Raw genomic sequence first — 20,464 nt, forward strand, 5'->3', positions numbered from 1 at the left:
CAACGACAGAGGTCTCCTCGTGTTCATTCGATGATCCATCGAAGCACGGGACCAGCGACGACGACGAAGGCCACCTCGCCCGGAAGCACAGGACTCTCCCCGCCGAGCCACTGCACATGGGCGCTCGTCGACCAGCCCAGCGGCCCTGCGAAGTACGAGTTGACCTGCGCATGCCCGCCTATCGCCACCCCGGCGACGCGCCCGCACAAGGCGGCGCCGCACGACGGCATGTCGAAGAGCCCGACCGATGGCCCCAGACTGAAATTGCCTTCGTCCCACGCGACGCCGACGTCGAGTGACGTCTGATTGTAGACACCGAGCCCGCCGTGCTGGGGCCCCAGGTGGATGGTGCACAGGTCGTGGACCGTGAACACGAAGTCTCGCTCGAAGCGCCACGATATCGCCGCTTGTGGACCCACCGAGGGGCGATAATCGTCGCCGATCTCAATCCACCCGATGCTCGCACCGGCGCTGATCTCGGCCGCTCCTGCGCGCGCCGGCGCGGCGAGGAGCGGGAGGACGACCACGACCGCCCGTGGGATCTCCTGCCAGCCTCTCGTGCCCATGGTACCTCCCCTTTCCCCGGCGGACGTGCGACGTGACGACGCGAGCCGTCCTACCGACGGTGAAATTGGACGTCAACCGGGATTCCCGCGGGTGAACGCTCACGGCTCAGGGCGTGATCCGGGAAGCCCCGGCGTCGCCGTCTCCGAGGTGGCCGCCGACGACACGCTCACTCCGGACACGCCCCGGCGCACCCCTCACCGCCGCAGTCGACGCCGGCCTCGTCGCCGTTCTTCACGCCATCCTTGCAGGTGGGCGCCTCGCAGGCGCCGGCCCAGCACACGCCACTCTTGCAGTCCGCGCCGGTCTGGCAGCCCCGGCCCGGCTCGCAGCGCGGGCAATACAGCTTGCCGCAGTCGACGCCGGACTCGCGGCCGTTCTTCACCCCGTCGCTGCAGGTCGGGATCATGCAGGTCTCGTTCGTGCACACGTCGCTCATGCAGTCCGCGGCCGCGCGGCAGCGGTCCCCCGCCTGGCAGGGCCGGCACGGGCCACCGCAGTTGAAGCCGGTCTCTCCGCGACCGGCGTCCTGCACGTCGTTCACGCAGTGCTCCGGCACGCACCAGACGCCATCACACGCGCGCCCGCCGGGACAGAGCAGCGACGCGTCCGTGGCGACACACTGCACGCAGGCGCCCTCATGGCACCGCCCCTCGCCCGAGGCGGGGCAGGTGACCTCGTTCAACAGGAGGTGCTGCGGTTCATCGACCTCGCAGAAGTCGAGGGTGCACTGGTTGCCATCATCGTAGACATCCTGGGCAGCGGCGCTGACCACGCGACCATCGGCTGTACACTCCTCGATCTTGCAGTCGCCCCGGATCTGCGACTCGAGCGGGCCTTCGTGGATCTCGACCGCGCACGCGCCGTCCACGCACCGCCCCGCGCCGCACCGCGGGTCGGGCGGGCCAGGGCACTCCGCGTCGCTCTCGCAATCGACGGGCACCCCGGAGCACGTCTCGGTGCCCTCCTCGGTGCCTTCCGCGCACTCGTCGCAGGTGAGGCACTCCTTGAAACATTCCGGGTCCGGCTCGCCACGCGAGCCCTCCTCGCCGCGCGCGCAGCAGATGACCTTGCCCGGCTCGCCGCACACACAGCGCTCATCGACGCAGACCGTGCCCGGCACGTACTGGTGGCTCGACTCGCAGTCATCCGTGACCGCGCAGTCTCCGCCCATATAGGGCACGTCACCACATGCAAAGAACGTCGCTGGGCCGATGAGAAGAATGGAACCAACAAACCAAGGCGCGAGCGGCCTATCCATGCTCCAGTCCTCCGGCACGAGGCTGAGGCGCCGGCACCCTGGCGGCCCCAATCCGCCGGGGTGTCGTTTGCCTGTCATCCGAGGCGCGCACTATGCCGCGTCGGGCCCACGGGCGTCACGCAAGTTTTCGCCAGAATGCGCCGCTGGCGAGGCAGCCTTCCAGCAGGGTAAGCGCACTGCCTCCGGCTCAGGAGGCGAACAGCCAGGCGATGCTCGCCGCGCCGGCCAGGAAGAGCGCCGCCGTGAAGATCAGGATCGCCGTCCGGTCGGGACGATACTCCCCACGCTCGATGGCGCGAGCGACGCGCAGGTAACGCATCGCGGCCCACGCGATGAGCGCCATCCCGAGCACGACCATCCCCGCGCCGACGCCCACGACCTCGCGCAGCAACGACCGCGGCCCTCCCGGCGCGGCCGGCGGCCCCGCCTCCAGGAAGTAGAGGCTCACCCGGTTGAGCGTGATGCCGAAGCTGAGCAGCGCGATCGCCGTGCGCACGTAGGCGAGGTGCGTCCGCTCGTTGGCCAGGTGCTCCCTCGCGTAGGCCTCCGTGCGCTTCACGCTCTCCTCGCCGGGCATGGTGGCTCGCCCTCCTCGTCGCGCGGCGCCCGCTTCAGCGGCGGCCGTACCGATCGTCGAACCACGGGTACGCCGTGTTCGAGTAGCCGCGGACCTCCCAGAACCCCGGCTGATCCGCCGCGGTGAACGTGATCCGCCGGATCCACTTCGCGCCCTTCCAGGAGTAGAGCTGCGGCGTGATCATCCGCACCGGGCCCCCGTGCTCGCGCGGCAGCGGCTCGCCCTCCCAGGTGTGGACGAGCAGCACGTCGGGCAGCATGGCCTCCTCGAGCGGCAGGTTCGTCGTGTAGGGGGTCTGCGTGCCGGGCGCGATGTCGCTCGCCTCGATCAGCACGAAGCGCGCGTCCGCGAGCGGGCGCGCGCGCTCCGCGAGGGCGGCGAACCGGACGCCGATCCAGTGGTTGTCCAGGCGGCTCCACGTGGTCACGCAGTGGAAGTCGGACACGTCGAGCGTCTGCGGCAGCGCCATGAACTCTTCCCAGGAGTAGGTCCGCGGCGCCTCGCAGAGCCCGTCGATCTCGAGCTGCCAGCGCTCGGTCGGGATGTCCGGCGTATCGCCGAGATCGAGCACCGGCCAGCTCGTCACCTCGCGCTGCCCGACCGGCAGCCTCGGCATCCCGTGCCGGTTCGGTGGCCCGCTGCCCATCGGCGCGAGCCCGTCGAAGGCGCCCTTGCCGCGCGCCGCCTGCCGCGCGGCGAACGCCTGCTTGCGCTCGATCAACGACCTCGCCCGCCGCCCCGCGTCGTCCCCCATCACGTGACCATGGCGAGCGCTCCAGACGCCTGCAAGAGCGAGCTCATCCGACCTTGCGGCCCGAGAGCTCCACGGATGCGGCGTCCACCGACACCGACGTCGGGGGGCCGAACTTCTTGACCTGAACGGTCACGAGGAGCGCCGGCGTGTCGTTGAGCACGCGCTCGATGATGCGCTCGGCGAGCGTCTCGAGCAGCTTGTACGACGCGCTCGTGCCCGATTCGACGACGAGGCTCGCGAGCCTGTCGTAATCGAAGACGCGCGCGCGCGTGTCCGCTCGAGGCAACAGCGAGACCGGGAGCTCCACCTCCAGGCACACGACGAAATCCTGGGGCAGGTCGCGCTCGGCGCGAGACACGCCGTGCTTGGCGCGAAAGCGGATGCCGTCAAGGCGGATCCGGTACGTCTTGATCGCGGACTCCATCGGCGCCCCCTAGCACGCCTTCCGGCCGGCTTCCGCCGCAAGAATGCCAGGCGGCAGGCTCGCCCGCTCGCCGCGGCCTTCCCGGCGCGCGGCGGCCGTCTCGGCGGCGCGGGCGGCCCTCCCGGCGCGCGGCGGCCGTCTCGGCCTGTCCCGGCGCGACCGCCCCCGAGGCGCGCGGCGCCTGCGCGACCGCCCCCGAGGCGCGCGGCGCCTGCGCGCCACCCACGTCACCTGCGCGCCACGTGCGTCAGAGGAGAGGCCGCTTGAAGCACACGGCTTCGATCTTCGCGGTCATCTCGCTTCGCAGGAACTGCACCGGCTCCCAGCCTTCCTGCCCGAACCGCTTGAGGACCGGGTTCCATCCGGCCGTGGTGGTCACCTCGAACACCTGACTGTCGCTGACGCGCGCCGTCTCCACGTCCACGCACCGAACCTCCCACCGGGGCGGATCGGTCCCCGCCTGCACCGGCGGCACCAGGAAGCGCGGCGCGACGTACGACGCGGAGCAACCGAAAAGAAATGCGACGGCGATGGCTGTCCCGGAGCTGAGCTTCGGCATGAGCGGTCCTTTCCTGCGGGGTCGACCCGCGAAGGCGTATCGACGCTTCGTGCGCCACGTCAACTGGGAACGGCGCGCGCGCCCGCGCGGAGCGCGCCGGGCCTAGCGCTTGCGGGCGAGCGCCTCGCGGTCCTTGACGATGAGGCGCCGCCCCGCCGCGTCGAGCACCCCCTCCTTCCGGAACGCCCCGAGCGTCAGCGTCACCGTCTCGCGCGTCGACCCGATCACCTGGGCGATCTCCGCGTGCGTGATCGGCGCCGAGATCAGCGTCCCGCGCGGCGTCGGCACGCCCCACCGCTCCGCCGCGTGCAGGAGGAACTCGGCGAGGCGCCCTCCCACGTTCTTGAAGAGCATCGACTCGATCCGGTCCTCGGTCTCCCGCTGCCGCGCGACCAGCAGCGCGAACACCGCGCCACCGAACCCCGGGTGCTGGGCGCAGAGCTCGCGGACGAGCGCGAGCGGCACCCGGACCACCTCGGCTTCATCCATCGCGATCGCCCGCTCCGTCCGCGTCTCCAGCCCGCCGAGGCACGACTCGCCGAGCACGTCGCCCGTGCCGCGGTAGCTGAGCGGGAACGCGGCCCCCGCCTCGTTGACGCGCTCGACGCGCGCGCGCCCCCGGCCGAGCACCACCAGCGTGTCCGCGGGGGCCCCCTGCTCGAAGATCGCCGCGTCGGACGCCACCACCTCGAGCACCGCGGCGTCCGTGACCGCCTCCCGCACCTCGCGATCCACCTGCGCGAACAGCGAGGAGAGCCGGAAGGCGCGCGCCACCCGAGCCTTCACGGGATCCGTGGGCTGGCGGCCAGCATCCTGCGCGTACTGGGAATCCAGATCGCTCACGGTAGGGAACAAAAGAGTAATCCATACCGCGTGGGTTGACACACAGGAATCCCCGCGACCGAGGCTCGGCGCGAGGCGAACGGAGCGCCGCGCTCAGCGTCCGTCGCGGTCGAGCTGCACGACGATGTCCCGGTCGAGCGCGCTGTCCGCCGCGCGGGCGAACTGCTGGAACTTCGTATAGGCATCGGGCTGCACGCGGCCCGCGGGCAGCTCGAGGAAGCGTTCGAGGACCAGCGCGCCCCCGTCCATGCGATCGTTCACACGCACGGCGCGCCCCTCGTCGTCCGCCTTCGACGGAGCGAGCTTCGTGATCACGCGCGCGCCCGCGGGGAGCTTGACGCGGAGCCGCACCTCCGAGCGCGTCGCGATCTGCTCGGACAGGTAGAGCGGCGTCTCGCGGACCGGCAGGCTGGCGAGGCTGGCCACGCGCACGCCGAAGGGCGGCGTGATGACCAGCTCCCCTCCCTGCGCGCGCGCGAAGCTCGCGGCGGCGATCTTCATCTTCAGCGTGAGCGGCCGGTCGATCTCGCTCAGCTCCTTGATCTCGATCGCCTGGAGGCGCGCCCCCGGCACCATCTGCGGCAGGAGGCGCGACTCGACGGCGTCCCTGAGCTGGGCGTCGGGGAGCGACTCCAGCGCCGAGCGCAGCGCGATCGCGAGCTTGCCCTCGTACCGCTGCTCGATCGTCAGCGAGGCCGAGCCGTCCCTCGCCACCTCGGCGACGCCCTCCGTGACCACGCCGTCGTGCGCGCCGGACGAGGGCGTCACCTCGCGCGGCGTCCCCGGCTTCAGCACGATCGCCGGCTGCCCGCGGAGGGAGCTCGGCAGGTATCCGTACGGCGCGAACTTGTCGCGCACGAACATCCAGCGCACCGCGCCCGCGCCGGGCTTGTCCCCGGTGTCGAGGCGGACGGCGAGCGCGTTGAACGTCTCGGCCTCGCTCATGGGCCCGCGTGGCGGCGCGGTGAGCCGGTCGCTCACCACGCCGTAGCCGGCGTCGATGCCGACCAGGCGGCACAGGTAGAGGAACGCCTCGGTCCGGTTGCCGCTCTTGCCGATGACGACGCGGCGGCCGTCGTCCTCGCGCCCCGGCTCCACGTTGGCGAGCACCCACCGGTAGATCCGGCGCGCCTGCTCGTCCTTCGACGGCGCCGCGCCCTCGCCGCGCGCGTCCTGCGCGGCGCCGGCGGCCTTCCCCTGCTCGCCGCCGCCCGCAGCCGGCGAGCGCGGCGCGAGCGGCGTACGTGCGATCGCCCGCGCGATCCGCACGAGCCGCGGATCGCGCGGCGTCTCGTCGGCGGCCGCGTCGACCATGCGCGCGATCGTGCTGTCCAGGCGGATGCCCCAGCCGATGCGGATGTTCGGAAGGAACTCCGAGATCGGCGCGCTCGCCGGCTCCTCCGGGAGCGCGGGGCTCTTGTCGACCCGGTAGCGGCGGGTGACGAGCGCGCCGGACTCGACGATCTCGGGCGCCGGGACGGGGCCGGAGGCCTCCACGTCGAGCGGCCGGCTCTTCGGCGACACGACGATGAACTCGCTCCGCCAGTAGGGGACCTTCTCCTCGCGGAAGAACCAGCGCGGGCCCTGGAACGTGAGTCCCCCCTGCCCGTCGCCGCGCAGCACGAACAGGTTCTCCACCTCGATGTAGTCGCCCACCTCGAGGTGGGGCATCGTCACGGTCGGCTTGCCCTCGACGAACTCCGGCTCGTGGATCGACCCGTCGCGCTTGACCGTGCGGAGCTTGAGCACGAGCCCCTCGGGCACGCGCTGCTCGGCGTGCTCCTGGATGGCCTCCCGCGACTGGATCCGGATGATCTCGTGCTGGAGCATCCGCGCCGAGCCGTCCTCGTGCACCCACATGGCCGCATAGTCGAGCACGCGCGCCGCCGTGCCCGGCATGACCTCGCCCGAGGCCTCGTGCTCGGCGATCACCCTCTTCGAGTCCAGCCGGTACGGGCTGAGCTCCGTCGTGCCGTCGAGCAGCTCGATCGCGTCGCGCAGCCCCGAGGTGTCGGCGCCGGTGCGGATCGCCTCGATGAGCGCCTTCTGGAGCGCGTCGCGCTCTCCCCGCGCGAAGCGCGCGTCCGCGAGCGCGAGGCGCGCGTCGGCGTCGTCCGGCGACTTCGCGAGCGCGCGCTCGAGCTGCTCGAACGACTCGGCGCGCTTGCCGGCGCGGGTCAGGAGGTCGGCGATGCGCGCGGCGATGTCCTTGCGGTCCTTGCGGGCGGAGCCGAGGCGCCGGAGCTCCGTGATCGCCGCCGCGTAGTCGCGGCGATCGATCGCCCTCTCCAGCTCGATCTCCGCGTCGGGATCGAGCTCCCGGATGCGCGCGGCGAGGGCGTCGGCCTGCGCGATGTGCCCGTCGCCGTCGTGGATCCGGAGGAGCGCGCCCAGCACCTCGATGTCGTCCGGGAAGCGCGCGGCGGCCTCCTTCACGGTGCGGACGTGCTCGACGCGCCAGCCGAGGCGCGAGTACATCCCGGCGAGCGTCTTCAGGAGGTCGGGCACCTCCCGGAAGCGGTCGGCGAGGGCCTCGATCGTGCGGGTCATCTCGGACAGGCCGACCTTGTCGGCCTCCTCGAGCGCGAGCCAGAGGCGGGGGTACCAGAGCTCCGGGTCCTTCTCCGCGGCGCGCGCGCGCACGTCCTTCACGAGGTCTTGCCCGTCGGACGCCGGGAAGATCGGGTCCTTCTCGAGGAAGACCGCCTGGGCCGCGAGCGCGGGGCCGGTGGCGCGCGCAGGATCGGCCACGAGCGGCTCGATCAGCACCGCGCTCACGTCGTCCTGGCCCTCGAGGTGCGCGATGGTCGCCGCGAGGTACCGGGCGATCGGATCGCCCACGTCGCGCTCGGCGGGGGGCGCGCCGCGCAGGCCGAGCGCGCGCGCCACCTTCGGCGCGGGCTGCGGCGGCACGCCGAGCGCCGTGAGGAACGGCTCGATGGGGTTGGGATCCGGCAGCACCTCGGGCGCGACGAGCGAATAGGGCGGCGTCGGATCGGCGGACGTGGCCACGCCGAGGGGCGTGCCGTCGGGCGCGAGCAGGCGGATGGAGGTGTCGCGCCCCCCGACGCGGGCGAGGACGCGGTGCCGGCCGGGGCCGAGGCGCAGGCGGACGCCGAAGCGGGGCCAGATCCCCCACTGCTTCGTGTCGCGCGTCAGCACCTCGACGTCGTCGACGAGGATGGCGTAGGCCCCCTGGACGGCGATGAGCATCTCGCGCTCGGCGGGCAGGTCGAGGAAGGTCTCGACGTAGTAGATGCCTCCGCTGGCCCCGCCCTCGCCGGGCCCCTCCGGCGCGACGGCCGAGAGCTGGCAGCCGCGGCGCTCCGCGCCGAGCACGCGCGGCGGGCCCCTGCGGTGGGGATCGCGCGGGAACACGGGCGGCCAGGGGCCGGCGCGCTCCGCCTCGTGGTGGACGCGGTGGTCGCTCGCGGCCAGGTGGCCGAACGGGCCGGCGAAGCGGGCGTTCTCGATGCACCCGTAGCGGCGCGCCGCGCGGTCGATGAGCGGCACGGCGGGCGCGGCGGCGCCGACGGCGCCGTCGTCGGCGGTCCCGGCGGCGCCGCCCGGGCGCGCCGTGGCGGCCTCGTCGGGCAGCCCGTCGAGGCTCCACCACTCGACGAGCTCTCCGCGCGCGCGCCAGCCCAGCTTGCCCGGGTGGTCGATCGCGCGCAGGACGACCTCGCGGGACTTCTTCCAGAGGCCCGCGACGCTGGATCGCAGGCCGAGCAGGCGGTTCGCGGCGAACCAACCCACGAGGGGGGCGTCGGGGTGCGCGCTCACCCGGGCGGCGTCCAGCGCGTCGAGGTAGGCCGCCGCCGCGCGCGCGTTGCGGCCGTGCCCCTGGTCGTCGATCGCGCGCCCGAGCGACGCGAGCATCGATTTCGCACCGATCCCGTCCAGGCGCTTGCGCGCCTCCCTGGCGCCGGAAGGCGTGCCGCCCGGGACCAGGAGCTCTCCGAGGAGCCAGCGGCCGACGACCTCGCCGTCGGTCGAGTGCGCGCCGGCGTCGCGGATCGAGGCGATGGGGTCTTTCGCGCCGGGCGCGGTGACCGCGCCGCAGGCGCCGAGCGCGAGGGCCAGGGCGGCGGCGCCGGCGAGCCGGGCGAGCGTGGAGAGGGGGCGAGGAGCGCGCATCGGCCCGGTCCTTAGCGCGAGCGAACGCGTGCGCACAGAGACGCCGCGCGGCGCAGCGCTCCTGACCCGCCCGCCCCGCCCGGCCCGCCGTCGCCGCCCGGCCCGCCGTCGCCGCCCGGCCCGCCGTCGCCGCCCGGCCCGCCGTCGCCGCCCGGCCCGCGGCATGCGGTCTCCGCGGCGTGTGGCCAGCGGCTCAGGGGCATCGTCAAGGAGCGCCGTCGCCCCTAGAGGACGACGCGCCACGAGATCGTGCGCCACAACGTGGACGGCCCCATGGGTCGCTGGCGATCTTGATTATCATTTGCATCATTGCTATGTGAAGCGGCGAACTCATGGAAGACGACCTTGCGGTAGAGCTCGGCGCGCTCGCGCACCGCTGCGCCGCCCCGCTGTCTTGATCGGGGAGCGCGCTCTTTCGAACCACCTCGCCGCGATGCTTTCGCACCGACAAGGATGAACGACATGGTACCCGGTTACACAGAAGAGACGGTGCTTGAGGTCCACCACTGGACGGACAAGCTCTTCACGCTCAAGACCACCCGCTCGCCGGGCTTCCGCTTCGCGAACGGGCAGTTCTGCATGATGGGGCTCCTGGTCGCGGGCAAGCCGCTCGTCCGCGCGTACTCCCTCGCGAGCGCAAACCACGAGGAGACGCTCGAGTTCTTCTCGATCAAGGTGCCGAACGGCCCGCTGACCTCGCGCCTGCAGCACATCGCCGTCGGCGAGACGATCCTCGTCGGCAAGCGCGCGACGGGCACGCTCACGATCGGCAACCTGCGGCCGGGCCGGACCCTGTGGCTCCTGGCGACCGGGACCGGCCTCGCGCCGTTCCTCAGCGTCGTCAAGGACCCCGAGACGTACGAGCGCTTCGAGCGCGTGGTCATCACGCACACGTGCCGCCGCGTGCAGGACCTCGCCTATGCGCGCTACCTCGAGCACGAGCTCGCGGCGGACGAGCTGCTCGGCGAGATCGTGCGGCCCAAGCTCCGCTACTACCCGTCCGTCACCCGCGAGGCGTTCAAGACCGAGGGCCGGATCACCGCGCTCATCGAGTCCGGCCGCATCTTCACCGATCTGGCGCTCCCCGCGCTCGACCCCGCGCACGACCGGCTGATGCTCTGCGGCAGCTCGGAGATGCTCGCCGACACCGCCGCGCTCCTGGAGTCGCGCGGCTTCGAGGAGGGCAACAGCGGCGAGCCGGGCGACTACCTCGTGGAGAAGGCCTTCGCGGGCGAGAAGCGCTCCCCGCTCGCCAGCGCGTCGCCGGCCGAGAGCACGACCCTGTCCGGCCCGGCGTGACGTAGCGCGCCGCGCGTCGGGCTGCGCCCGGGCCCCCGCGTCGGCGTCACGGCTGACGCGCGGGTCGATGCGGCGCGCAGGCCGCGGCTTCGGCTCTGGACCGGGGTCGCCGCCCGCCCCGGTCCAGACCGCGGCTCACACGCTCGCTTCGACAGCGCTGGCGACCTGCTGGAGGAGCACCGTCTGTTCGATCACCTCGGGCGGCACGCCGACATCGTCGGGCACGACGGCCACCTCCCCGCGCGCGCCAGCCACGTCCTCGGGCACTGCCGCCACGTCCACGTCCTCGCGCGCCACCGCCACGTCCTCGCGCGCCACCGCCACGTCCTCGCGCTCCGCCGCCCGGCGCAGCGCCGCGATCTCCGCCTGCGCGGCGACGAGCGCCTGCTCGAGCTCCTCGTGGAGCGCCGGCGGAGAGCCGGCCGTGTCGCGCGCCTCGGTCAGCTCGCGCTCGAGCTGCGCGATCTTCCATCCCGCGGCGCGCAGATCGGCCTCGCTCGCGGCGGCGCTCCGCGCCAGCGCGTCGAGCTGCTGCCGCAGCGCCTCCACCGCGCCGCCCGGCCCGCCCTGCCCCGCGAGCGCTCCGCCCTGCCCGCCGTCCGCGGCCTGGCCCGGCCCGCCGTCGTCGGCCGGCGCCGACGCGAAGACCGTCCCGAGCTCGTCGACGAGCTCCTTGCCCACCCGCTCGCTCTCGCGCAGCTGCGCCATGAGCGACGCGATGACGTGGCCCCGGTCGCGCAGCGCCTCCTCGAGGCCCGCGATCTCCGCGGCCGCCGCCTCGCCTGCGTCGCGCTTCTCGAGCTCCGACGCCCGCTGCTCCAGCGCGACGACGGCCTGCTCGAGCTCCACGATCCGCGCCTCGAGCAGCAGCCTGCGCGCGTCGAGGGCGCTCCGCTGGTCCTCCAGCGCGCGGCTCTCGCGCTCGTTCCGGTCCGCCCGCTCCTTCTGCCGATCGCGGTCACGCGCGAGCTCGGCGCGGGCGGCCTCCAACTCCTCGACCCGCCCCCCCGCGCGCCGCGCCTCCTCCAGCGCGCGCTCGCTCTCCTGCGCGCGCCTGCGCGCCGTGTCCCGCTCCGACGTGATCTTCGAGAGCTCCCGCCGCGCCCCCGCGGCGGCGGCCTCGAGCTCCTCCACGCGCGCCGCGAGCGCCGGGTCGGGCGCCGCCACGGCGGGCCGCGCCTCGAGCTCGGCGATCCGGGCGCGCGCTGCCTCGAGGTCGGACGTCGCGGCGTCGAGGCGGTCGCGGGCGCCAGCGATCTCCGGCTTGTTGCGGATCATGCCGAGCTCGAGCTCGACCTTGGTCCGGATCCGCTTCTCGTCGTCGAGCTGCTTGGTGAGCCGGGTCGCGCGATCGCGCTGGCTGCGGAGCTCCTCCTCCATGTCGCGGATCTGGTGCGACAGGCGCTCGGCCCGGACGTGGGCGTCGCCCGCCCTGGCCTCGACGTCGCGGAGGCGCGCCGCCCTGGCCTCGAGCTCCGCCTCCGCCTCGGCGAGGCGCGCGGCCGTGGCGACCGCGCTCTCGGCGCGGACCCCGGCGTCCTCGCGGTCGCGCTGGTGCCGGGTGCGCAGCTCCGCGAGCTCGCCCCCGAGCCGCTGCGCGCGCCCCTCGGCCTCGGTGAGCGCCTCGGGCGACGCGCCGGCGCTCGCGCCCGGGAAGTCGGCGAACGGCAGCTCGATCACGGCGAACGCGTCGAGCCTGGGCAGGCGCTCACCGGCCACGGCGATGAACCACTCGGGCTCCTCGGACGCGTCGAGGATCGACGTGTCCACGCTGACCTCGGGCTCGCCCTTCGGCGCGAACTCCGCGACCGTGTAGCCGACGAACGGCGCCTGGCCGACCATCCGCACCTGCTTGAACTGGAGCGCCACGAGGTCGTAGAGCGCGTAGTAGCCGGGCGCCGCGCCGCGGCGCGCGCCCGCGGGGAGCAGGCCCCGCGCGGCCTCCGGGTTCGGCGACGCGATGACGGCGACGCCGCTCGCGGCGGTGAGGCGTCGGGCGCGCCGGACGACCTCGGCGGGATCGCCGAAGAGGGAGAGATCGGGGATGACGAGGGTGTCGAAGGCGCCGTCGCGCACGCCGAGATCGCCTTCGAACACGGCGACGTTCGGGTGCGGCTGCCGGGTGGGCGCCGTCCGCGCGAGCTTCTCGGCGACGCGCGCGGCGTCCGGGTCGTAGGCATGGACGAGGCGGGCTCCGCGCTGGAGCAGCCGGTCGGCGAGGCCGATGGTGGCGTCACCCACGACCGCGACCCGCCGGCCGCGCACGAGCGGCTCGAGGTAGGCGCTCAGCACCAGGGCGGGATGGAGCGCGGCGGGGGCGGCGTGCCGCGGCGAGCCTGCGGCAGCGAGGGAGGACTCCTTCGTCATGGTTCCGTCCTCTTACGGCTCTGGGGGCCCGGAGTCCACAAAGCGCAGTGCAGAGTTGCAAGGCGGCGCTCGCCGCGCCGGGCGCCGCCGGGCGCCGCCCGCGCGCGCCGGTCTCACGCCTTCGTGCCGGCCCCACGATCCGCGCCTCGACGCCGCCGGCGTGGTGAGCCGCCTCACCATGACGCTTCGCGTCTGCGCCGCATGTTCCTGGGCCTCTCTGCCGCTCCTACCGTCATCTCCATCACACCGGCGGTTGGCCCTCTCTCCCTCGAGATCGGGCGGTCCTTCTGCTGCGCCCGGTCAGAGGATCACGGTCTCGCAGCCGAGGAGGATCTGGATCTTCGCGATGGAAGCGCCCCTGGCGGCCTCGCAGGTATCGGGGCACAGCACGAGGGCCGCGGGAGAGGCCGGGTCGTCGTAACGCCAGCCTGGGCCGTCACAGCCGGGGCGCTGCGGCAGGATCTCCGGCGATGCGCCGTCGAGCCCGAAGAGGACGTTGACGTCGGCGAAGGCGACCTGTCCGCCGGCCACCTGGGAAGGGACCTCGACCTCGCACGGGAGCGCCTGCCCCGTGACCTTCGCGAGCGCGTTCTGGAACTCGACGGCGATGTTGGTCGCCCCGACGAGGACGGCGGCGTCGGTGCCTCCCGCGGCCGCGACCTGGTTGGCGAAGCGCTGGTTCACGCCCGGGAGCCCGATCACGAAGGTGCGCACGGGGGTGCCGTGGCGCGCGCCCGCCGCCGCGAGATCCGCGATGGCGTCCGGGTCTTCCGGGTTCACCCCGGCGCACTGGGCCGCCGGCCCCTGGGGCTGCCCATCGGTGACGAGCAGCACCGCCGAGGCCTCGCCGGGGTGGTTCTTCGCCACGTCGATGCCCTGGAGCAGCGCGCCGCCCAGCGCCGGATAGACGGGCGTGCTCGCTCCGTTCGGCGACTCGGCCTCGATGGCCGCGACGATGGCGCCCGCGTTGTCGGGGAGCGGACCGAACGGGACAAGCGGCTCCCTGTACGCCTCGTGGTCGCAGGCCGGCACGTCGTCCGCCACCCGCGGAAAGAAGCGCAGCGCCACGCGCACGCCGGCGAACCTCGCGCTGTTGACGAACGCCGTCAGGCCGGCCTTCGCGCTTGTCCACTTGTCGGCCACCATGGGGTCGTCGCCCGCCATCGAGGACGGCTCGGGCGCGGGCGGCGAGTCCTCCGCGAGCAGCAGCACAACGACAGCATCATCGAGCAGCGCCGCCGCCACGAGCGGCTCGGGCGGGAGTGAGGGCAGCTCGGGTGGGGGCGAGGGCGGCTCCGGTGGAGAGGAGGGCAGCGAAGAGGCGGGCGGCGGCGGCGGTGGGGGCACGGATCGATGCGCGCTGGGATGCTTGCCGGGCACACACGACGTGGACGGCAATCCGCTCACGGGGGACGAGTGCGGCTGTGAATACGCGTGTACGCCGACCGCTGCGGGAGAGGCGGGCGAGGATCCGATCGACGCCGAGTTCATCGACGACAACTGCGACGGCGGCGACGGGCTCGTCGAGCAATGCATCTACGTCTCGGCGAGCACGGGGGACGACGCCGCCAGCGGGACGCGCAACGCGCCGGTGGAGACGATCGCCAGGGCCATCGAGGTGGCGCAGGCGGGCGCGGTTCCGGCGATCTGCCTGTCGGGCGAGCTGTACCAGGAGGCGGTCACGGTCGTGTCCGGCATCAGCATTTACGGTGGGTTCGATCACGCCAACGCTGACTTCAAGTTCCGGAGGACGCCCTCGGTCACCACCACCGTGCGCGCGACAGGCACGGTGTTCCACGCGCCGTCGATCACGCAGCCGACGCACATCGAGGGCCTCTCGATAGAAGCGCTGAGCCCGTCGTCGGCCGGCGCGAGCACCTACGGAGTGCGCCTCGGCGGGGGGACGGCGGATCTCTTCGTGCGGTTCAACCAGATCAACGTGGAGGAGGGCCGGGCCGGCGCCGCGGGGACGAACGGGGCGGCGCACATGGTGGGGACGGCGACGGCGGGGAATGCGGGAGAGCAGGGCTGCCACAACTGCAGCGGCCTCGGCAATGCCGGCCCGGCGCCCACCTGCGACGAGCCTGGCGGGAGAGGTGGATATGGCGGACATGGCCCGAACACCGGAGCGGCGGGCCATCTGGGCAGCCAGGGCGCGGCGGGCGGCGCGGGGGGCATCGCGTCGAGAAGCTGCTCGACGCGCACCTCGCCAGAACAAAATGGCGCACCGGGCATGGCGGGATCGCAAGGGACGCCGGGAACAGGGGGCGCGAATCTCGGGCGCATCGCCTCGGGCGTCTACCAGCCTGCGAACGGCACCGACGGGCAGCAGGGAACGAACGGCGGCGGCGGCGGCGGCGCGGGCGGCGGCGGCGGCGGCTCGTGCTCGGTATTCCCTGATGATCGCGGCGGTGGCGGCGGCAGCGGCGGATGCGGCGGGCTCGGAGGCCGCAGCGGCCAGGCTGGCCGCGGTGGAGGCGGGAGCTTTGGTATCTTCGCGGCGGCCGGACGGGTGGTCGTCTCCCGCAACGAGATCACGACCGAAAAGGGCGGCAACGGCGGTCGCGGCGGCAACGGAGGAGCGCCGCAGTTCGGAGGGAACGGCGGCCCTGGCGGCCCCGGTCCTGATGACGCCGGTAACGGCGGCGTCGGCGGCAGGGGTGGCAATGGCGGCGACGGCGGCCCGGGCGCAGGCGGGGGCGGTGGCCCGAGCGCCTGCCTGGCGCGAGCCGCGAGCGTCGGCTTCACGTTCGGAGACAACAGCTGCTCGACCGGCGCCCCCGGGTACGGCGGCGCTGGCGGCACGACCCCGAGCGGCGGCGCCGCGGGCGCGGGACAGGACGGTAAGGCGGCCGCGAACCTGCAGTTCAACTGATCAGCGCTGCTGAGCTCGAGAAGCTATCTCGTGACCGCTGCACACCCGGCCTCGCCTGGACGCCGCTCCAGCGCGCTCCTGGCGGAGCGGCCGTCGCTATCGTGGATGCTCGTCCGCCCAGGGCGCCGGCGCCTCCAACGCCGTGGAGGCGCCTCCGCTAGACTGGAGCAAAGCGACAGGCGCCCATGTTAACGCGTTGCGACGGCACGCCGGCCGGCTAGAACGGCTCCCCGGAAGCAACGAGCGCTGACGACAGGAGCCCCCATGACCACTGCAATGCAGATGCCCATGATGCCGCAGACGATGTCCCCCATGATGTCGACGCCGGAGATGGCCGCTGGCGCATCCATGATGCCCGGCATGATGGGCATGCCCATGATGCCCGGCATGATGGGCATGGGCATGCCCATGATGGGCATGATGCCCGGCATGATGGGCATGGGCATGCCCACGATGGGCATGATGCCCGGCATGATGGGCATGATGCCCGGCATGATGGGCATGGGCATGGGCATGCCCATGATGCCCGGCATGATGGGCATGGGCATGCCCATGATGTGCAAGATGTCGTGTGAGATGACCAAGGACGGAATGACCTGCAAGATGATGCCGCCCGAGGGCATGTCGATGGACATGCTCAAGGAGCGCTGCGAGGCCATGACGAAGATGATGTCGGCCGGGATGCCCATGATGATGATGTGCGGCGGGATGCCCATGATGATGTGCACCCCCGCCATGACCAAGTAGCGCGGCCGCAAACCTCCTCGGAGCAGCGGCGCGTCGGCGCTCACCGGCGTCCTCGCGCTGCTCCGCCCCTCCCCCTCCCCCGTTCCTCGGCGAGGAACGCGCCCCGCCTCAGGGCGCCGGCAGCGAATACGTCATCACCAGGTACATCAGCGAGTCGACGTTCGCCGGGTTGCGGTAGACGTGCGGCACATCCGCCTGGAACAGGAGCGCGTCGCCCGTCGCGAGCAGAAACCGCTGTCCGTCGACGCTGATTTCAACGGTCCCCTGACAGACCACGATGTTCTCGGTCGTCCCGGGCGGGTGGGGATCGGCATGCTCGACGCCGAGCGGGGCCAGGCAGAGCTCGTAAAACTCGACCGTTCGCGGCGCGTCGAACGGGAAGAGCGCGCGCGAGGTGAACTTGCCGTCGTGCGATGTCAGCCGCTTCGCGCGATCCACGCGCAGCAGCATCGGGCCGCTCGCCGAGCGCTCGCTGACGAGCGCCGAGAACGGCACGCTGAGCGCGCGGGCGATCTTCCAGACGACGTTGATCGTGGGCGCGCTGCGGCCGAGCTCGACCTGGCCGAGCATCGCACGGCTCACGCCGGAGATCTTCGAGAGCCGCTCCAGCGAGAGGCCGCGCCGCGTCCTTAGCCGCCGAAGGTTCTCCCCGACAACATGCGTGAGATCCGGCGGCGAGTCGTGGTGAGCGACCTCATAGGTCCACTCCTCCTCCAGCTCCTGCTCCTGCGCGACGGGCCTGGCCGGCTGTACGTCGAGCGCGACCGGCAGCGCGCCGTTCACCTGGGGAAGGTCGCTGTTCTGTCGGACGGCTCTCATAGGAGGATGGGCGCCACTCTACACGGGATCTCAGGGTCGGCAAACCAACCAAATTCGTCGCTGCGTCATGATGAGTGTGATCCATCATCAGGCAATTTCCGTCACTCCTAGGATATCGCCTGAACCCGATCCGTGACGTCCCTGTCGCATTCACTTCGCCCTCGGCGCGTTTGCCCTCCCGCGCAGGGTCGCGCCTCTCCTCCAACAAGGGTGCTTCGCCGCACGCTCGCTCCCCGCAGGCCTATTCCCCCCGCAGGCGCCTCCCCGCAGGCCGCGCGCGCTCGCGCTTCCCCGCCCCTCTCCTCCTCCGGTCCGCCCCCGGCCGGCGAGTCAGGTCGGCGCCCAACCGTCCCTACCGCCAGCGCGCCGAAGCGGCTACAACCTGGGCTCGCTGTGCGGCACGCTGACGCAGCGCGCTCAAGCACCGAGGGCTTGCCGATGGACCACGACATCGACGACGTGATCGACGGCCGGTACACGCTGATCGAGGTGGTCGGTCAGGGAGGCCACGGCGTTGTCTACCGCGCTCTGGACCAGGAAACCGGCGCGCACGTCGCCGTCAAGTACCTGCGGCCCGAGTTCGCCAGCGATCCCGCCCTGAAGGCCCGCCTGCGGCGCGAGGCCCGCGCCATGGGGGAGCTGGCCGGCACCAGCGCGACGCACGTCTTCGCGTTCAGCGAGGCGCCCGACGGCACCCTCTACATCGTCATGGAGTTCCTGAAGGGCAGCGATCTCGAGACGGCGCTGCGCCAGCTGGAGGCGCGGAACCAGCGGCTCCCGCTCGACGAGATCCGCGAGCTGTTCCGCCCGATCGTCGACACCCTCGACGCCGCGCACGCGCGCGGCATCGTCCACCGCGATCTGAAGCCCGCGAACATCTTCGTCCTCGACCACGACACGGGCGTTCCTTCCTCCACCTCCCCTCACCGCGGGAGCGCGCCGGCCCGCACCGGCACGGCGGCGCGGGGGCGCGTGCGCTTGCTCGATTTCGGTCTTGTCAAGGTCATGCAGGCCGACCCCCTCACCCGCGAGGGCGCGATCCCCGGCTCGCCCAGCTACATCGCGCCCGAGGTATGGAAGGGCCGGCCCCAGGAGATCGACCACCGGATCGACATCTATTCGCTCGGCGCGGTGCTCTTCCGCGCGCTCGCGGGGCGCCTGCCGTTCGCCGGCGCGAGCCGGGTCGACATCCTGCTCGCCGCCGCCCGCGGCCCGCGGCCGAGCTTGCACGCCTTCCGTCCCGACCTGCTCCCCGAGGTGGACGCGTGGGTCGCGCGGGCGCTCGCCGTGGCCCCCGAAGAGCGCTTCCAGGACGTCCGCTCGCTCTGGAGCGCGCTGGAGCCGCACCTCGACCACGCCGATCGATCCGGAGGTGAGCCTGCGGGCGGAGGCGCGATCCTGCGCTGAGCACGTTCCTCACCCGACCGCCTTGCGACGCGGGAAGCGGCGCTGGTAGCGTGGTGCAAACCATGCCTGAACCGAGGGCCGCAGGATGAGCTCCTCGCCCGGCCTGTTGCAGCCGAATACGCGGTTTCGCAACCGTTACCAGGTGCTGCGCGTCATCAAGGCGGGCGGCATGGGCGCCGTCTACGAGGTGATGGACGACGTCACCGCGACGCGCCGCGCGCTCAAGGTGATGCTGCCCAGCCTGCTCGACAGCGAGGAGCTGCGCGCCCGCTTCGCCCTCGAGGCCCGCATCACCGGCGTCATCGAGAGCGACCACATCGTCAGGACCTCGGACGCCGGGGTCGACGACGAGACCGGCACCCCGTTCCTCGTCATGGAGCTGCTCCGCGGCGAGGAGCTCGGCAGCCTCGTCAAGAAGCGCGGCGCCCTCCCCGCCGAGGACGTCGCGCTCTACCTGTTCCAGGCCGCGCTCGCGCTCGACAAGACGCACGCGGCGAGCATCGTCCACCGCGACCTCAAGCCGGACAACCTGTTCGTCACGGTCCGCGACGACGGCTCGCCGTGCGTGAAGATCCTCGACTTCGGGATCGCCAAGGTCATCGAGCAGCACAACGCCTCCACGCTGACGCGGCAGATGCTCGGCACGCCCGTGTACATGGCGCCGGAGCAGATCCGCGCCGAGCGCAACGTCGGCCCGCGCGCCGACATCTACGCGCTCGGGCACGTCGCGTACGCGCTCCTCGTCGGCGAGTCGTACTGGGCCCAGGAGGCCGAGGCGACCGCGTCCCCGTACATGCTCGCGGGGGAGCTCCTGCGCGGCGCGATGGAGGCGCCCAGCGCGCGCGCGGCGCGGCGGTCCTCGGCGGCGCTGCCGACGGAGTTCGACGGCTGGTTCCTCAAGGCGACGGCGCTCAAGGCCGAGGACCGCTTCGAGCGCGCGTCCGTCGCGGTCAGCGCGCTCGCCGCCGCGCTCGACGTCGCCATCCCGCGGGCCTCGCGCGTCATCCTCCTGCCGGAGCCGGCGGCGCCCGCGCCGAGCGCGAACCCGAGCCCGACCGACCCGACGCTGCCCTCGAAGCCCGGCACGGCGAAGGGCTTCGCCGAGGTGCCGACCGTCACCGTGCCGGAGCTGTCGTCGAAGACGCCTCCCTCACGCCCCGGTCCGGCCTCCTACCCCAGCCCGCCCTCGCGCTCCGTCACGCCGTCGGCGCCGAATCCGCCCTCGCGCTCCGTCCCTCCCTCGTTTTCTTCCGCGCCGCCCGCGCCGTCGGCCGCCTCGAAGTTCGCGGAGACCCGACCCCGGACGCCGCCCCCCCTGGACCCGCCGGGCCGGACGGGCCTCTCCGGGAGCGAGCCGTCGAGGAAGACGGATCTCACCTCGCGGCGCGAGCGCGCCCCGCAGCGGCGGTTCACCGTCAGGCCCGACATGTCGACGGGGGTCCTCCACGTGAAGGTGTGGGGGTTCTGGGACATCGACGAGGGCAAGGCCTACCTCGACGAGTTCCGCCAGAAGGCATCGACGCTGCTCAACCTCGGGAAGCCCTGGTACGTGCTCGCCGACATCGCGGACTTCCCCCCGCAGAAGCCCGAGGTGAGCCCGTACGTCGAGCAGACGATGGCCTACGCCGTCGAGCACGGCATGCGCAAGGCGGCGAACCTCGTGAACAGCGCGCTCTCGAAGATGCAGATCTCCCGCCTGTCGGCCGCCATGGGGCTGCCCGAGTACTCGTTCTTCACCTCGGAGGCCGACGCCGTCGCGTGGCTCCTGAAGGGCTGAGCGCGAGGGGGCCGAGCGACGCCGGCCGGCCGCGAAGGGCCGAGCGCGAGGCCG

16 protein-coding genes are annotated in these 20,464 nt (G+C 72.8%); 5 read left to right on the forward strand and 11 right to left on the reverse strand.

Annotated features, from left to right (window positions below):
• Positions 1-23: 23 nt before the first annotated feature.
• From WMF45_RS39435 to WMF45_RS39470, 8 genes are all read right to left on the reverse strand, one after another.
• Entirely contained in the window at positions 24-566 is a 543-nt protein-coding gene (locus WMF45_RS39435; RefSeq protein WP_437711093.1) for a hypothetical protein, read from the reverse strand.
• 167 nt (positions 567-733) lie between these two features.
• Positions 734-1,738 (reverse strand): hypothetical protein, encoded by a 1,005-nt coding sequence (locus tag WMF45_RS39440; RefSeq protein WP_437711094.1) that lies wholly within the window; start codon positions 1,736-1,738, stop codon positions 734-736.
• Between the two features lie 274 nt (positions 1,739-2,012).
• Complete coding sequence (locus tag WMF45_RS39445) at positions 2,013-2,402, reverse strand: YidH family protein (protein WP_437711095.1); 390 nt, start codon at positions 2,400-2,402, stop codon at positions 2,013-2,015.
• A gap of 34 nt (positions 2,403-2,436) precedes the next feature.
• Entirely contained in the window at positions 2,437-3,156 is a 720-nt protein-coding gene (locus WMF45_RS39450) for a molybdopterin-dependent oxidoreductase (RefSeq protein ID WP_437711096.1), read from the reverse strand.
• 43 nt (positions 3,157-3,199) lie between these two features.
• The gene (locus WMF45_RS39455) at positions 3,200-3,580 is read right to left on the reverse strand and encodes a dihydroneopterin aldolase (protein WP_437711097.1); all 381 of its coding nucleotides are present in this window, start codon (positions 3,578-3,580) and stop codon (positions 3,200-3,202) included.
• Positions 3,581-3,827: 247 nt separating this feature from the next.
• The gene (locus WMF45_RS39460) at positions 3,828-4,139 is read right to left on the reverse strand and encodes a hypothetical protein (protein WP_437711098.1); all 312 of its coding nucleotides are present in this window, start codon (positions 4,137-4,139) and stop codon (positions 3,828-3,830) included.
• Between the two features lie 102 nt (positions 4,140-4,241).
• Positions 4,242-4,982, reverse strand: a complete 741-nt coding sequence (locus WMF45_RS39465) for a Crp/Fnr family transcriptional regulator (protein ID WP_437711099.1) — start codon at positions 4,980-4,982, stop codon at positions 4,242-4,244.
• A 93-nt stretch (positions 4,983-5,075) separates the two neighbouring features.
• Positions 5,076-9,119, reverse strand: a complete 4,044-nt coding sequence (locus WMF45_RS39470; RefSeq protein ID WP_437711100.1) for a hypothetical protein — start codon at positions 9,117-9,119, stop codon at positions 5,076-5,078.
• Positions 9,120-9,581: 462 nt separating this feature from the next.
• Between WMF45_RS39470 and WMF45_RS39475 the strand changes: the two genes are divergently transcribed.
• Positions 9,582-10,418 (forward strand): ferredoxin--NADP reductase, encoded by an 837-nt coding sequence (locus tag WMF45_RS39475; protein ID WP_437711101.1) that lies wholly within the window; start codon positions 9,582-9,584, stop codon positions 10,416-10,418.
• 135 nt (positions 10,419-10,553) lie between these two features.
• Here WMF45_RS39475 and WMF45_RS39480 read toward each other — a convergent pair whose 3' ends face one another.
• Together WMF45_RS39480 and WMF45_RS39485 are read right to left on the reverse strand one after the other, a co-directional pair.
• The gene (locus WMF45_RS39480; RefSeq protein ID WP_437711102.1) at positions 10,554-12,785 is read right to left on the reverse strand and encodes a hypothetical protein; all 2,232 of its coding nucleotides are present in this window, start codon (positions 12,783-12,785) and stop codon (positions 10,554-10,556) included.
• A gap of 300 nt (positions 12,786-13,085) precedes the next feature.
• Positions 13,086-14,132 (reverse strand): vWA domain-containing protein, encoded by a 1,047-nt coding sequence (locus tag WMF45_RS39485; RefSeq protein WP_437711103.1) that lies wholly within the window; start codon positions 14,130-14,132, stop codon positions 13,086-13,088.
• 22 nt (positions 14,133-14,154) lie between these two features.
• On the opposite strand from WMF45_RS39485, the gene WMF45_RS39490 reads away from it, so the two are divergent.
• Entirely contained in the window at positions 14,155-15,660 is a 1,506-nt protein-coding gene (locus WMF45_RS39490) for a PE-PGRS family protein (protein ID WP_437711104.1), read from the forward strand.
• 264 nt (positions 15,661-15,924) lie between these two features.
• Positions 15,925-16,407, forward strand: a complete 483-nt coding sequence (locus WMF45_RS39495; RefSeq protein WP_437711105.1) for a hypothetical protein — start codon at positions 15,925-15,927, stop codon at positions 16,405-16,407.
• Between the two features lie 108 nt (positions 16,408-16,515).
• Here WMF45_RS39495 and WMF45_RS39500 read toward each other — a convergent pair whose 3' ends face one another.
• Positions 16,516-17,226, reverse strand: coding sequence for a helix-turn-helix domain-containing protein (locus tag WMF45_RS39500; protein WP_437711106.1), 711 nt, complete (start codon positions 17,224-17,226; stop codon positions 16,516-16,518).
• A 438-nt stretch (positions 17,227-17,664) separates the two neighbouring features.
• Here WMF45_RS39500 and WMF45_RS39505 point away from each other — a divergent pair, with 438 nt between their 5' ends.
• A complete protein-coding gene (locus WMF45_RS39505; RefSeq protein ID WP_437711107.1) occupies positions 17,665-18,633 on the forward strand; it encodes a serine/threonine-protein kinase in 969 nt (322 codons plus the stop codon).
• An 85-nt stretch (positions 18,634-18,718) separates the two neighbouring features.
• Positions 18,719-20,410, forward strand: a complete 1,692-nt coding sequence (locus WMF45_RS39510) for a serine/threonine protein kinase (RefSeq protein WP_437711108.1) — start codon at positions 18,719-18,721, stop codon at positions 20,408-20,410.
• Positions 20,411-20,464: the final 54 nt, after the last annotated feature.

This window comes from Sorangium sp. So ce448 (genome assembly GCF_051520915.1).
In the GTDB taxonomy this organism is placed as follows: Bacteria; Myxococcota_A; Polyangia; order Polyangiales; family Polyangiaceae; genus Sorangium; species Sorangium cellulosum_B.

Coding starts and splice junctions, on each gene's coding strand:
- WMF45_RS39435 (WP_437711093.1), bottom strand. CDS start 566: ATGGGCACGAGAGGCTGGCAGGAGATCCCACGGGCGGTCGTGGTCGTC.
- WMF45_RS39440 (WP_437711094.1), bottom strand. CDS start 1,738: ATGGGCGGAGACTGCGCGGTCACGGATGACTGCGAGTCGAGCCACCAG.
- WMF45_RS39445 (WP_437711095.1), bottom strand. CDS start 2,402: ATGCCCGGCGAGGAGAGCGTGAAGCGCACGGAGGCCTACGCGAGGGAG.
- WMF45_RS39450 (WP_437711096.1), bottom strand. CDS start 3,156: ATGGGGGACGACGCGGGGCGGCGGGCGAGGTCGTTGATCGAGCGCAAG.
- WMF45_RS39455 (WP_437711097.1), bottom strand. CDS start 3,580: ATGGAGTCCGCGATCAAGACGTACCGGATCCGCCTTGACGGCATCCGC.
- WMF45_RS39460 (WP_437711098.1), bottom strand. CDS start 4,139: ATGCCGAAGCTCAGCTCCGGGACAGCCATCGCCGTCGCATTTCTTTTC.
- WMF45_RS39470 (WP_437711100.1), bottom strand. CDS start 9,119: ATGCGCGCTCCTCGCCCCCTCTCCACGCTCGCCCGGCTCGCCGGCGCC.
- WMF45_RS39475 (WP_437711101.1), top strand. CDS start 9,582: ATGGTACCCGGTTACACAGAAGAGACGGTGCTTGAGGTCCACCACTGG.
- WMF45_RS39480 (WP_437711102.1), bottom strand. CDS start 12,785: ATGACGAAGGAGTCCTCCCTCGCTGCCGCAGGCTCGCCGCGGCACGCC.
- WMF45_RS39495 (WP_437711105.1), top strand. CDS start 15,925: ATGACCACTGCAATGCAGATGCCCATGATGCCGCAGACGATGTCCCCC.
- WMF45_RS39500 (WP_437711106.1), bottom strand. CDS start 17,226: ATGAGAGCCGTCCGACAGAACAGCGACCTTCCCCAGGTGAACGGCGCG.
- WMF45_RS39505 (WP_437711107.1), top strand. CDS start 17,665: ATGGACCACGACATCGACGACGTGATCGACGGCCGGTACACGCTGATC.
- WMF45_RS39510 (WP_437711108.1), top strand. CDS start 18,719: ATGAGCTCCTCGCCCGGCCTGTTGCAGCCGAATACGCGGTTTCGCAAC.